Annotated in this window: 15 protein-coding genes and 1 pseudogene; 8 read left to right on the top strand and 8 right to left on the bottom strand. The window is 72.7% G+C overall.

Annotated elements, in window-relative coordinates; genetic code table 11:
- Nucleotides 1-18: 18 nt before the first annotated feature.
- Nucleotides 19-858 (bottom strand): ABC transporter permease, encoded by an 840-nt coding sequence (locus KOI35_RS47460; protein WP_215788597.1) that lies wholly within the window; start codon nucleotides 856-858, stop codon nucleotides 19-21.
- Nucleotides 859-886: 28 nt separating this feature from the next.
- A complete protein-coding gene (locus KOI35_RS17915; RefSeq protein ID WP_215788596.1) occupies nucleotides 887-1723 on the bottom strand; it encodes a LysR family transcriptional regulator in 837 nt (278 codons plus the stop codon).
- Between the two features lie 141 nt (nucleotides 1724-1864).
- Here KOI35_RS17915 and KOI35_RS17910 point away from each other — a divergent pair, with 141 nt between their 5' ends.
- The 4 genes and pseudogenes from KOI35_RS17910 to KOI35_RS17900 all read left to right on the top strand — a co-directional run bounded on the left by KOI35_RS17910 (nucleotide 1865) and on the right by KOI35_RS17900 (nucleotide 5618).
- The gene (locus KOI35_RS17910) at nucleotides 1865-2518 is read left to right on the top strand and encodes an alpha/beta hydrolase (RefSeq protein WP_215788595.1); all 654 of its coding nucleotides are present in this window, start codon (nucleotides 1865-1867) and stop codon (nucleotides 2516-2518) included.
- Nucleotides 2515-3402 (top strand): annotated as a pseudogene (locus KOI35_RS47455) (ketopantoate reductase family protein); the annotation flags it as partial. The gene KOI35_RS17910 and the pseudogene KOI35_RS47455, both read left to right, overlap by 4 nt.
- Nucleotides 3403-3462: 60 nt before the next feature.
- Nucleotides 3463-4314 carry a sulfurtransferase gene (locus tag KOI35_RS47450; protein ID WP_246613368.1) on the top strand — a complete coding sequence of 284 codons (852 nt, stop codon included), beginning with the start codon at nucleotides 3463-3465 and terminating at the stop codon, nucleotides 4312-4314.
- A complete protein-coding gene (locus KOI35_RS17900; protein WP_215788593.1) occupies nucleotides 4311-5618 on the top strand; it encodes an FAD-binding oxidoreductase in 1308 nt (435 codons plus the stop codon). The genes KOI35_RS47450 and KOI35_RS17900 overlap by 4 nt, the downstream gene beginning before the upstream one ends.
- On the opposite strand, the gene KOI35_RS17895 is transcribed toward KOI35_RS17900, so the two are convergent.
- From KOI35_RS17895 to KOI35_RS17880, 4 genes are all read right to left on the bottom strand, one after another.
- Complete coding sequence (locus KOI35_RS17895) at nucleotides 5615-6310, bottom strand: anti-sigma factor family protein (protein WP_215788592.1); 696 nt, start codon at nucleotides 6308-6310, stop codon at nucleotides 5615-5617. The two genes, KOI35_RS17900 and KOI35_RS17895, sit on opposite strands and share 4 nt — an antisense overlap.
- On the bottom strand, nucleotides 6307-6867 hold the full coding sequence (locus KOI35_RS17890) for a sigma-70 family RNA polymerase sigma factor (RefSeq protein WP_215788591.1): 561 nt from the start codon (nucleotides 6865-6867) through the stop codon (nucleotides 6307-6309). The genes KOI35_RS17895 and KOI35_RS17890 overlap by 4 nt, the downstream gene beginning before the upstream one ends.
- Before the next feature lie 73 nt (nucleotides 6868-6940).
- The gene (locus KOI35_RS17885; RefSeq protein ID WP_215788590.1) at nucleotides 6941-8548 is read right to left on the bottom strand and encodes a beta-propeller fold lactonase family protein; all 1608 of its coding nucleotides are present in this window, start codon (nucleotides 8546-8548) and stop codon (nucleotides 6941-6943) included.
- A gap of 53 nt (nucleotides 8549-8601) precedes the next feature.
- Complete coding sequence (locus KOI35_RS17880) at nucleotides 8602-8805, bottom strand: hypothetical protein (protein WP_215788589.1); 204 nt, start codon at nucleotides 8803-8805, stop codon at nucleotides 8602-8604.
- A gap of 185 nt (nucleotides 8806-8990) precedes the next feature.
- Here KOI35_RS17880 and KOI35_RS17875 point away from each other — a divergent pair, with 185 nt between their 5' ends.
- From KOI35_RS17875 to KOI35_RS17860, 4 genes are all read left to right on the top strand, one after another.
- Entirely contained in the window at nucleotides 8991-9548 is a 558-nt protein-coding gene (locus KOI35_RS17875) for a cysteine hydrolase family protein (RefSeq protein ID WP_215788588.1), read from the top strand.
- Complete coding sequence (locus KOI35_RS48960) at nucleotides 9545-10207, top strand: GNAT family N-acetyltransferase (protein ID WP_215788587.1); 663 nt, start codon at nucleotides 9545-9547, stop codon at nucleotides 10205-10207. The genes KOI35_RS17875 and KOI35_RS48960 overlap by 4 nt, the downstream gene beginning before the upstream one ends.
- 60 nt (nucleotides 10208-10267) lie before the next feature.
- On the top strand, nucleotides 10268-10948 hold the full coding sequence (locus KOI35_RS17865) for a hypothetical protein (RefSeq protein WP_215788586.1): 681 nt from the start codon (nucleotides 10268-10270) through the stop codon (nucleotides 10946-10948).
- A gap of 69 nt (nucleotides 10949-11017) precedes the next feature.
- Nucleotides 11018-11170 (top strand): VOC family protein, encoded by a 153-nt coding sequence (locus KOI35_RS17860; RefSeq protein WP_215788585.1) that lies wholly within the window; start codon nucleotides 11018-11020, stop codon nucleotides 11168-11170.
- On the opposite strand, the gene KOI35_RS17855 is transcribed toward KOI35_RS17860, so the two are convergent.
- Complete coding sequence (locus tag KOI35_RS17855) at nucleotides 11154-12194, bottom strand: hypothetical protein (protein ID WP_215788584.1); 1041 nt, start codon at nucleotides 12192-12194, stop codon at nucleotides 11154-11156. The genes KOI35_RS17860 and KOI35_RS17855 overlap by 17 nt on opposite strands.
- A 79-nt stretch (nucleotides 12195-12273) precedes the next feature.
- On the bottom strand, nucleotides 12274-12744 hold the full coding sequence (locus KOI35_RS17850) for a hypothetical protein (protein WP_215788583.1): 471 nt from the start codon (nucleotides 12742-12744) through the stop codon (nucleotides 12274-12276).
- Nucleotides 12745-12821 lie beyond the last annotated feature (77 nt).

Here is a 12821-nt window from a genome sequence, read left to right as displayed (position 1 = left end):
TTGCGGAACAACCCCTGTCTAGGCACGGCCCCGCCACGGGATCAGCCGGTTCTCGGCCGTCCGCAGCAGGGCGTCGATGAGCAGGCCGGAGAGGCCGATGGCGAACAGTCCGAGCACGACGACGTCGGTCTGCGAGTAGCGCTGGGCGTCGCGGACCATGCCGCCGATGCCGGGGACGCCGTTGATGGTCTCGGCGGCGACAACCGAGCTGTAGGCCATGCCGACCGCGAGGCGCACCCCGGTGAAGATCTCGGGCAGCGCGTTCGGCAGAGTCACGTCGCGCACCACGGCCCACCGGCCGGCGCCGAGCGCACGGGCCGCCTCGACCAGCCCGGTCGGCGCGCCCTGCACGGCGGCCGCGGTGGCCACGGCGACCGGGGGCAGCGCGGCGATGGAGAGCAGCCACAGCTTCGGGGTCTCGTCGATGCCGAACCAGATGATGAACAGGCTGAAGTAGGCCAGCGGGGGCAGCGCCCGGACGAAGGTGACGACCGGCTCGGTGACCACCCGCAGCCAGGACACGACGCCCATCAGCACGCCCAGCACGAGACCGCCGGCGACACCGATGACCGAGCCGATCAGGATGCGCCGCAACGAGACGCCGAGGTGCTCGATCAGCAGGTGGCCGGAGTAGCCGCGAACACCGTCGTGGACGGTCGAGGTCTGGATCAGCTGGTGCCAGACCGCGCCCGCGGACGGGATGAAGGTGGGGTTCCGGGTGGTACGGGCGGCCACCTCCCACAGTCCGTAGAGGATGACGAGGGCCAGCACCCGGAGCGCGATCCGGCGGCGGCGGTCGCTCCGCGGTACCGGTGCGGCCGGCCGCACGACAGCGGGAGGGGAGAGCGTGGTGGTCACGCGCTAATTCCTACCGTGCCTATCGGTTTTAAGCAAGGGCGAGGGCGGTTCGCAGCCCGTCGACGACGGCCGCCGCGAGAGCCGGGTCGGCGCCGGCGCGGGCCCGGAAGCTCAGCTCGGCCGGCTCGACCGGGGGCAGGTCTTCCCGTACGGCGACACCGTCCGGAGTGGAGGCCGCGGTCGCCATCAGGGCCACGCCGAGGCCGCTGCGCACGGCGTCCAGCACACCCGCGACGTAGCCGCTGTCGCAGACCACGTACGGATCCAGGCCCTCGGCGGCCAGGGCGGCGAGCGCACGGCGGCGCAGCATGCAGGGCTCCTCGATGGCAACCACCGGCCACGCCCGCCCGGCCGGAGGCGCCCAACCCGGGGCGGCGTACCAGCTCAGCGCGAGCGGCCCGACCGGCACACCGGGCGACGACGAGGCCTCGGCCAGATGGACGGCCAGGTCGAGCGCGCCCCGGTCGATGGCGTCGTCGAGCCGCCGGGTCCGGTCGATGCGGAAGCGCACCTGATGCTCGGGCAGCGCGGCCGCGACGGCGGGCAGGATCAGCGCGGCGGCGTGCTCGGTGGTGCCGACGGTGACCGCGGGCCGCTCGGCCCCGACCAGCCGGCGCAGCGCGTCGTCGTGGGCGGTGAGGATCCGCCGCGCCTCGGCCAGCAGCGCCTGCCCGTCGGGGGTGAACGCGGCGCCCCGGCCCCGGCGCTCGACCAGCGGGCGGCCGATCACCTTCTCGAGCCGGCGCAGGTGCTGACTGACCGCCGACTGGCTGATCAGCAGGGTGGTGGCGGCCCGGTGGAAGCCGCCGCAGTCGGCCACGGCGACCAGGCTGCGGAGCGAGACGATGTCGAGCACTTGGGCCATGGGCCGGACGCTAACAACGAATTGATAAGCCATTGATAAGCGATCGCGTTCGGTTCCGATGCGGGATCGTCGTTGGACACCGGCCGGGCTCGCAGGTCATGCTGGCGGTCATATCCTACTGTGTCGATAGACGGGAAAGAGATGACGAACGCCTACGACGAACCCGAGGGCATCGCACCGCGGGGCACGGTCATCGTCGCCCCCGGACGGGGTGAGACCGCCGCGGCGTACGCCCGGTTCGGCCGGCGGATCGCCGCCGACGGCTACCGGGTCCGCGTCCCGGACCGCGCCGGCGTGGAGAAGCTGCTGGTGGACGACGGCCTGCCCGGTCCCAAGGTGATCGTCGGGTCGGACACCGGCGCGCTGGTCGCGCTCGACCTCGCGGCCCGTCAGGTGCCCGGGCTGGACGCGATCGTGCTGGCCGGCCTCCCCGTGCCCCGGCCGGTCAACCTGACGAACTGGGAGGCCGAGGTCGAGGCGCGTACCTCCTGCCCCAACCACCAGCGGGTCCTGACCGGCGGTGGCGCGCTCCGGGGCGGCCTCTCGGTCGCTCCGGGAGAAGCCGCGACCGGAGTCACGCTGCCCTCGCTCGGGCTGCACGGCGACGCCGACACGATCAGCCCGCTCGAGGAGGCCCGCCCGCTGTATCCGGGCACACTGGTGGCCATCGCGGGCGGCAAGCACGACGTGCTGAACGACGTGACCCACCGGACGGTCGCCGCCACCGTCGTGCTGTTCCTCGAACGCCTGCGGCTCGGCGCCGATCTGCCGGTGATCGCGCAGGTGCAGCGATGAGCCGATACGTCATCGTCGGGGCGGGCGCGGTCGGCGCGACCCTGGCCGCCGAACTGCATCGGGCCGGGATCACCACGCTCCTGATCGCCCGTGGGGCCCAGCTGGCGGCGATCCGGGCCCGGGGCCTTCGTTACGTACGCCCGGACGGCGAGCACCGGGTCGACATCCCGGTCGCCGCCGGGCCGGCCGAGGTCTCGCTGACGGCTGACGACGTGCTCGTGTTCGCCACCAAGGCCCAGGACACGGCCGAGGCCGTACGGGAATGGGCCTGGCAGCCCGTGCGGGGAGGCACCACCGCGGCGGCCGCCCTGCCCGCCGTCACCCTGCAGAACGGGCTCGTCAACGAGCGGCTCGCGCTGCGCTCGTTCGCGACCGTGCTCGGTGCGGTCATCTGGATTCCGGCGCAGTATCTGGTCGCCGGTGAGGTGGTGAACCCGGCCGCGCCCGCTCCGGCCGTGGTGTGGCTGGGCCGATTCCCGTCCGGAGCCGATTCCCGCGCCGAAGAGGTTGCGGCTGACCTGCGCCAGGCGGCCATCCCGACATATGTCACCGATGACATCGTCGGGCACAAGGCAACCAAGCTGCTCGGCAATCTGGTCAACGGGCTCGACGCGCTCTACCCGCCCTCGGCGGCCCGCGACGCCGCGATCGAAGCCCTGCGCGAGGAGGCCCGGTCCGTGTTCGCCGCGGCCGGCATCACTCCCGCGCCCCGCCCGGACGTCCCGTTCTCGGTGGCCGAGATCCCCGGGCGCGACCGCGGCCGCAACTCCACCTGGCAGAGCCTGGCCCGCGGCACCCGCACCGAGATCGACTACCTGAGCGGCGAGATCGTGCTGCTGGCCCGGCTGCACGGCCGGTCGGCCCCGCTGAACGCCGCCGTCCAGGCCCGCGTGCACCGCGCCGCCGCGGCGGGCACCCCGGCCGGTTCGCTCGGCGAGGACGACCTGGCCGCCACGGTCGGCGCCGAGCGGCATCGGGCGTCGGTGCTGATCGGCGTGGACGAGCTCTACGCCCGCGTGGCCGAGCCGCCCCCGCCGCCGGTGCTGCTCGACGTGCGCTGGAAGCTGGGCGACCCGCACGGCGCCGACCACTACCGCGCCGGGCACATCCCGGGCGCGGTCTACGTCGACCTCGACACCGAGCTGGCCGGAGAGGGCGAGGGTCGCCATCCCCTGCCCACCGTCGAGGACCTGCAGGCCTCGGCCCGCCGGTGGGGCATCACCCGCGGGCGGGGCGTGGTGGTCTACGACGACAACGGCGGCCTGTCCGCGGCCCGGGCGTGGTGGCTGCTGCGCTGGGCCGGGGTCCCCGACGTGCGGATCCTCGACGGCGGACTGGCCGCCTGGACCGCCGCCGGGCACGCCGCGGTGCCGGGCGAGGCCCGTCCCCAGCCGGGCGGAGACATCACGCTCACGCCGGGTCATCTGCCCACGCTCACCGCCGACGAGGCGGCCGCGCGGCCCGGGTCGGGGACGCTGATCGACGCCCGCGCGGCCGAACGCTACCGGGGCGATGTCGAGCCGATCGACCCGCGGGCCGGGCACATCCCGGGCGCGGTCAACAAGCCCACCACCGGCAACCTGGCCGACGGCCGGTTCCTGAAGACCCCGGAGCTCGCGGAGCGCTTCCAGGACGTCGCGGGCCCGGTCGGCGTCTACTGCGGATCCGGGGTCACCGCGGCGCACGAGATCGCGGCGCTGACCATCGCCGGGATCGACGCGGCGCTGTATCCGGGCTCGTGGTCGGCCTGGTCGTCCGACCCGGACCGGCCCCTCGAAAAGGGCGATCCGGCGTGAGCTGGTGGGTAGGCAGCGGCGTCGCCTTTTCCGTCGATCCGAACATTTTGCGCGCGAAGTCGGCCGACCGCTCCGGGTGGGCCCCGCCCGGCCTGCCGTCGGCCGTGCTCTTCCCGGCCGGTGCGGAGGAGGTCGCGCGGACGCTACGGCTGGCGAACGCGGCCCGTACGGCGGTGGTCCCACGCGGCGCCGGAACCGCGCTGACCGGCGCGACCACGGCCGGCGCGGGCACGGTGGTGCTCGATCTGAGCCGGATGAACCGGATCGTGGCCCTCGACGCGGACGACGGCACCGCGGTGGTCGAGCCCGGCGTCATCACGGCCGACCTCGACCGGGCGGCCACCGCCGTCGGCCTGAGCTATGCGCCCGACCCGGCCAGCTTCGAGATCTCGACCATCGGCGGCAACATCGCCACCAACGCCGGCGGCCTGCGCTGCGCCAAGTACGGGGTCACCCGCGACGCCGTCCTCGGCCTGGAGGTCGTGCTCGCCGACGGCAGCCGCCTGCGCACCGGGCGGTCCACCCTCAAAGGCGTTTCCGGGTACGACCTGACCGGCCTGATCGTCGGTTCGGAGGGCACGCTCGGCGTGGTGGTGGAGGCGACCCTGCGCCTGCGCCCGCTCCCCCGCGCCGCGGTCACCCTGGCCGCGACCTTCGACGACGTCGCCCGCGCAGCCGCGGCCGCCGTGGCGCTGACCTCGGCCCGCATCCAACCCGCGATGGCCGAACTGCTCGACGCGGCCACCCTGCGCGCAATCGGCGGCTTCGACGACGCCGGCGCCCTGCTGATCGTCCAGACCGACGCCCCCGGCGACGAACTGGTGGCTGAGAAGGTCCTGGCCGAGACCGCCCGTACGGTCGAGGTGAGCGACGACCCGGCCGCGCTGCTGGCGGCGAGACGTCGGGCGCTGCCCGCGATCGAACGGCTGGGCCGCCCGCTGATCGAGGACATCGCCGTCCCCCGCTCCCGCCTGGCCGAAGCGGTGACCGCCATCGCCGCCATCGCCGCCCGCCACGACGTGCCCATCTGCACGCTCGCCCACGCCGGCGACGGCAACCTGCACCCGATCATCGTGGCCGACCCGGCCGCCACCACGATCCCGGACGCCGTCACCCGCGCCGCCGACGACATCTTCGCCCTGGCCCTGTCGCTCGGCGGCACCCTGACCGGCGAGCACGGCATCGGCACCCTCAAACGGGCATGGCTGGCGCGGGAGGCCGGGCCGGTGAGCCACGACCTCCAGCGCCGCATCAAGGCCCTGTTCGACCCGGGCCACATCCTGAACCCGGGCAAGGCGATCTAGACCGGCACGGTCACCAGCGGGCGGCCGGCGAACGTCTCCACCTGCACGGAGGCGACGTCGGCCGGGGCGACCAGGGCGGATCCGTCGACCGTGCCGCCCTCGGTGGCCGCCTTCTCGGAGACCAGCCAGCTGCCGGCCTCGCGGCGGGAGCCGTCCTTGGCCACCACGATGAGACGGCACTGCTCGCCCGCCGCGATGCCGCTGACGGCCGCGTGCACCCGCACCCAGCCGGCGGCCGGGCTCAGGGCCACGGTCATCGTGGCGCCGGTGCCGGAGTCGGTCGCCGAGCCCGTACGGACGTCGGAGCCGACCGTCGGGACGACCTCACCCCCGGCGACCGGTTCGGACGGCGCTGTGCCCCGGCCCAGCAGCACGCCACCGCCGAGCACGGCCACCGCGACCACCGCGGCCGCGGACAGCCAGACGGCCTGCCGCTGCCGCTCGCCGCGGGTACGTTCCCCGCGCACCTGCTTGAGGGTGCGCTGCAGCAGCAGCTCGCCGTCGACCGGCGGGCCGTCGATGAGCGCCTCGGGCGGCAGCTCGCCGAGCGCGGCCTCCATCTCGCGGAGCTCGCCGACCTCCTTGCGGCACTGCTCGCAGCCGTCCAGGTGGGTCTGCACCCCGGCCCGCTCGTCCGGTTCGAGCACACCCAGGACGTACGCGCCGAGCAGCTCGTTGTCGTGCTCGCTCATCCCGCTGCTCCTTCCGCGACGACCTGCGACGGTACCGGTTTCTCGGCGATCGCCTCGCGTAATCGTCGCAGCGCGTAGTAGCTGCGCGATTTGACCGTGCCGGCCGGGACGCCGAGCGACTCGGCGGCCTCCTCGACCGAGCGGCCCTGGAAGTAGATCTCCTTCAGCACCTGCTGATGCTCGTCGGAGAGCTTCTCCATGGCACCGAGCACGACCATCGAGTCGACCACCTGGTCGGCGTGGTCCTTCTCGACCGGCGTGCTGCCCGGTGTCTCGGCCACCTCGGCCGGGCGGGCCTGGCGGGCCCGGTGCCGGTCGATCGCGATGTTGCGGGTGATCGTGAACAGATACCCGCGTACGGAACCCTTGTCGTTGGTCAGTGCCTCGGGGTTGCGCCAGGCCCGGATCAGGGTCTCCTGCACCACGTCCTCGCCGAGGGGCCGATCGCCCATCAGCCGGGTGGCGTACGCCAGCAGGGCACCGCCGTGCTCCTCGTACAGCCGGCGGATCAGCACCTCATCGGCGCTGCTCTCCCGCCGTCGCGACCACGAAGCCATTGCCGTCCTTTCCCGCCACGTCACGTGATCATGCCCAGATCTGCTTGCACCGCGGCAATCACACGTTCGGGCATCAACTCACCCGCAAAATGGTGACCGTGTCGTCGTCGCCGTTGGACACGTACCCGAATCGTCCGTCCGGCGACACCGCCATAGTGCGCGGGCTGCGGCCGACCGGGACAGTCGCCGTGACCCGGCCGGTCCGCGGGTCCACCACGGACACCGAGTTGCTCGCCTCGTTGACCGCATAGGCGTGCCCGGAGTCGGTCGCGAACGCCGCGGCCTGCGGTTTCGTGCCGACCCGGAACGGACCGCGGCGGGCCAGCGTGACGGTGTCGATGATGTCGACCGCGTTGGCACCGAAACAGGCGACCACCACCGTACGGCCGTCGGGTGACACGGCCAGGCTGTGCGGGAAGGCGCTCACCGGGATCGAACGGAGCCGCTGGTCGTTGCGGGTGTCGATGACCGAGACCGTGCTCGACTCGTGGTCGGGGGTGAACGCGCGCTGCCCGTCGGCGTCGAACGAGACCGCGTGCGGGTTCTCCGGCACGAACACCCGGCCGGTCAGGGTCAGGTCGGCCGCCCGGTAGACCTCGACGTTGCGGCCACCGTGGATCGGCACCCACAGGCGGCCGTCGGGCGCGACCGAGAGGGCGTACGGCTGAACCCCGGTCTGCAGGTTCTGCAGCACGGTCAGCTTCTCCGCGTCGACGACGGCGACCCCGCTGCCGCTGAGATCCTTCTCGTACATCGAGACGAAGACCCGCTTGCCGTCCCGCGATACGGCGACGAACCGGGCGGTGTTGCGGAGCGTCACCGATTTCACCGTACGGGTGGACAGGTCGACGACCGACAGGATGCGCGAGCTCTGATTGGCGACGTACAGGGTCCGGCTGTCCGGCGAGACCGCGACGCCCTCCGGCTCGTCGCCGACCCGGATCGTGCCCGCCACGGTGGGCTTGTCCACGCTGGCCAGGCGTTCCTCCCGGGGCGGAGCCGGCTTCGTCGTCGGCGGGGCCGACGGGGGCGCCGACACGGCCGGCGTCGCGGACCGGTTGGTCGAGACGGCGGCCGCGATACCCGTTCCGGCCAGCAGCACGAGGGTGGCCGCGAGGCCGATGATCAGCCCCTTGCCGCTTCTCCTCGGTGGTTTTCTTTCCACGGCGACCGGTCGCAGGCTGCCGAGCTGCTCCAACGCGGTCTGCCGGGCCTCAGCCGCGAAACCGGTGAGCGGGCCCGACCCGAGGTGGCCGGTCACCGTGAGGTCGGCGGCCCCGGCCGGGCCGTCGAGCGAGACCTTGCCGCTCAGCGTGCCCGCACCAGGCAGCCACTGCACCTGCAGCTGGTCGCCGGCGATACGGGCCCGAAGCCCGGGCCCGGTGACCTTGATCCGGGACGCCCGCGCGGTCGGCGCGCCGATGATGCTCACCGAGGCGGACAGGCGGGGTGTGCCGGGCGAGACCGGTCCGAAGTCGATCCGCGGCGGGTCCAGCGCGATCGACGTCGCGGCCAGGGCCTCCTCGGCCGCGGACGAGACCTGGCGACTGTCGTCGCTGGTCAGCCGTCCGAGCGCGGCGCGGGCGGCCACCGCGGCCTCCGGGTCGGTGCCGCCGGCCCGCTCCCGCAGCTCGGCGACCGCCGCGAGCCGGTCGGCTCGTCCCGATTCATCCGTTGTCATGTGATCACCGCGCCCCATCATGGGGTCGCCGGTCAACCGGCGAAACCGTCCGGTCAGTCCCCCGGGGTAGGCCGAAGCTCCAGAACCGGGGCCAGGTAACCCTCCGGGGGTGCGGAGGTCGGCTCCGCGCCGAGTTCGCGCCGCAGCCGCCGGGCCGTGCGCCGCCATCGCAGTTCGTCGCCGTCGGCCGGGCCCTCGATGAAGGCCTCGGGCGGCAGCGCGGCGAGCGCTGCCAGCAACCGCCCGTCATCCCACATGCCGTGAGGTACGGGCGGGGTGGCCGCCGGGTTCAACAGTGCTCCACATTCTCGTCCCTCCCCGTGGTCCCTTCCACACGCGTCGTGGTCCGTCTCCGGTTCAGTTCTCTCTGCCTTGTCCCGCCTTTTTTGTCGGGGGGTCCCTCTATGTTGTGACGGACAGATCGAGTCGAGGGGGATGCTTCATGACCACGCTGGAAGGCCGCACCGGCACCGCGCTGCTGGTCGTCGACGTGCAGAACGGTGTCGTCGCCAACGGCTACGAGCGCGAGAGCGTGCTGGCCAACATCGCCTCCCTGGTGTCCCGGGCCCGCGCCGAGTCGGTGCCGGTGGTCTGGGTGCAGCAGACCGACGACAATCTCGTCCACGGCTCCGAGAGCTGGCAGATCGTGCCCGAGCTCACCCCGGCGGGTGACGACCCGTCGATCGAGAAGGCCTACGGCGACTCGTTCGAGGCCACTGCGCTCGAGTCGATCCTGACCGGGCTCGGGGTGGGCCGGCTGGTGGTGGCCGGGGCGCAGTCCGACGCCTGCATCCGGGCGACGATCCACGGTGCGTTCGCGCGGGGCTACGACGTCACGCTGGCCGCCGATGCCCACACGACCGAAGACCTTTCCGCGTGGGGTGCTCCCCCGCCCGGCCAGGTCGTCGCGCACACCAATCTGTACTGGTCATACACGTCGGCCCCCGGTCGCACGGCAGAGGTCGTGCCGGCCGCGGAGGTCGGGTTCGGCCGGTCGTGAGCCCGTCCGGCGTCTACCTGCGCAACGCCACCCGCATGTGGAGGTCCCTGGAGCCGTCGCAGGCCTCCGAGAGCGCTGCACTGTTCCGCGCCGAGTTCCCCGGTTTCGTCCGGATGATCGCCCTGGCCCCCGGCGCGGTCGAGCCACCGGCCGGGCGCCCTTTCACATACGAAGACGCGTTCGGCCCGCCGGTCGACGGGGTGGACCGGCTGCCGATCATGGTGCGCCCGCCCGGTGCGGCCCCGGCACCGCCCGCCGCCCGCGCGGCTGAGGTGCGGTCGGCCGCTGATCTGGCCGTGGCCGAGCGGGTGATGATCGACGGCTTTCCGCTGCGGCGCTACCAGCCGCTCCGCACCGGTACGGCGCTGCCCCCGCGGGTGCTCGAGCTGCCCGGCTGGCGGGTCTGGCTGGCCTACTGCGACGGGGTGCCGGCCGCCGGCGCCTACACCTACGACGACGGCGAGTCGAACGGCGTCTACTGGGTGGCGACGCTCCCCGAGCATCGCGGCCACGGCCTCGGCCGGGCGGTGATGACAGCCGCGATCGCCGTCGCCCCCGAGCGCCCGCACAGCCTGGTCGCGACCGACGTGGGGCGGCCGCTCTACGAGTCGGTCGGTTTCACCGAGGTCGGCCAGGTCAACTGGCACTCCCGCGGCTGACGGCCGGCTGGCACGGCCTTCCTACCCTGGTCTGACCTGCACCGGGGGGAGGTTCGGGTCATGCAACTCACCGAGGTCAGTGTGTTCGGGCTCCGGTCGGTGGTGCTGGTTCTCCGGCACCGCGAGAGCCCGCTCCGCTTCGTCCTGCTGCCGACCGTCCATCTCGGGCGGCCCGACTACTACCAGCAACTCGCCCGCCGCCTGGCCACGTGCGACCTGATCGTGGCCGAGATGTACGACGGGCCCAGCTCGACCGGCCTGGCCTACCTCACCGCACTGCGGCTGACCCGGCAGCACCGGGGCGGGCCGCTGGTGCACCAGAACATCGACTACCGGGCCCTCGGCGTCCCGACCGTGTGGCCCGACGGCGAGGTCATCCCCGGCCGGCACCGGCGGATGCCGTTGTGGGGCTGGCTCGACCTGATCACGATGGTCCCCTACCTGACCGTGACCATGGCGATCGGCGGGCGAGACTTCCTGCTGCGCCGCAACTTCGAGATCAGCGACGACAGCGAGCCCCGCCTGCGCCCGGCGATCCTGCACCGCATGCTGCTCGAGGAACGCGACCACCTGCTGCTGGCGACGCTCACCGGCATTCACCACGAGCGCCGGCACGAGCACATCGACGTCGCCGTCATCTACGGCGCGGCCCACCTCCCAGCCGTGGTGCGCCTGCTGGCCGGCCGGCTGGGCTACCGCCCCCAGCGCGGCGGCGAGTGGCTGGTCGTCATCGACTTCTGACCGCGCATACTCCGGTCATGGCCCAGATCTCGCTCATGCTCGCCGTGCCGGACGCGGCGGAGGCGTCCGGTGGCTCGCGCCACCGCAGCCGGCGCCGAGAGCCACGATCTTGTCCGCGACCACGAGATGTCCTGGGGCCGGCACCGCCAGGGCGGCTACTTCGACCCGTTCGGTCATCTGTGGCTCGTCGGCGACACGTCCCCGCTCAGCCGCCACGGGTGACGAGGCGGACGGCGCCGGGGAGCCGGCCGGGGGTGGGCGGCTCGCCGTACTTGAGGGTGTAGAACTCGAGGAGCGACTCCCAAGCTTCGTCATCGTCGTCGGGGACGCCCTGGGCGGTGTACTCGGTCTCGGCCGCGTCGAGCACGCACACCCGCCAGTCGGTGGAGGCGTTGCGCATCAGGCTGTCGGTGAGCGCCGGGTCGATCGCGTAGACGCCGTCGTCGAGCACGACGTAGCGCACCTGGAACGTCCGGCCGGTGGCCTGGATCCGGACCGGCAGGCGCAGGTAGGTGGTCAGGTCGCGGGAGCGCGGGTCGTTCCAGATGAGCGAGAACTGGTCGTCGACGAAGTGGCCGAGGCCGGACGTCACGTTCGTCTCGTAGTGGCGTACGTCGGAACCCCAGCGGTCACCGGCCGGGAAGAACGAGCTCAGTGCCCGGTTGTCCCAGCGGTAGAGACGGGCGGGCGGGAGCGTGTTGTAGATGCGTACGCGCAAGCGGGTCTGCTTCTCGCGCGGGATACGCGCACGGAACGTGTCCAGGGCGGCCAGGATCTCGGTCACCAGGTGGGAGATCTCGCTCGAGTCGCGCATGTCCGAGCGGCGTTGCAGCGCGGCCGGGCTGGTCGGGTCGAGGATCAGGATCTCGACCTGTGCGTTGCGCCGGATGGCGGCCAGCAACGCGTCGAGGAACTCGGCCCGCCACTGGGCCTCCATCACGTAGGGCCACGCGCCCATGATGCGGACCCGCTGCGAGCAGCTCGCGATGCCGTCGAGGAAGCGGCGGTGCGGGAACCCACCGTGGATCTGCTCCTCGTAGCGGCGGCCGAACTTGATGATCGGCTCGAGCACGACCGCGACCAGGAACACCCCCAGCACGGATGACCCCAGGTTGATCAGCACGTCCTGGGCGGCGCCGTCGAGCGGGACGCCGATCGCGGTGAGGGCGGCACCGAGCAGCAGGATGAGGCCGAGGGCTCCGTAATAGACGCGTCGTGACCTCAGATCGCTGCGAGACCGCCGCATCCATCAACCCCCGTCGCCGTCCGCCCCTCCTTAGATCATGCGCGACGGCCGCCAGCAACGAAACGCCCGCGGCCGGGGGTCAGAAGGGGAACCCCCTGCGGAAGAAGGTCCGGGGCGGGTCGTGCTGGTAGATCGACGGGTTCGCGTCGAGCCACTCGGCGGCGACGTCGTCATGCACGCCGGGCAGGAAGACGTCGCCGTCGTCGGTCGCCTCCGGGTGGACGCGGATCCGGAAGACGAGGACGCCGAGGTAGAGCAGAGCCGAGGCGGCCAGGGCATCCAGCGGGAACGTGTGTTCCTGGGTGATCCGCCAGATGCCGTAGCCGCCGACCACGAGCGTCAAGATCGCGTAGAGCGGCCGGTACCAGGCCCACACCCGCACTCTCGCGGCGCTCGTACGGTCGTACGGGAGGGAAATCTTCGGTCCTCGCACCCCGACGCGGACGGAGACCCAGGTCGGATGGGGCTCGCCGGTGGTGACGGCACGGGCCGGAATGCTGAGCATGCCGACGGTCGGGGCCGGGATCATCAGGTTTGCGGAACGGGCCACGGCATCCACCCCCTTGGATCTGTGGTCTCCGGAGGCTACTGCACCTGATCTTGTGAAGTCCATGACAGTCGCTCAGG

The organism is Paractinoplanes bogorensis, from assembly GCF_018829635.1.
Classification (GTDB): domain Bacteria; phylum Actinomycetota; class Actinomycetes; order Mycobacteriales; family Micromonosporaceae; genus Actinoplanes; species Actinoplanes bogorensis.
Note: the sequence above shows the minus strand (reverse complement) of the source record. Positions and strands in the feature narration are given on the sequence as shown.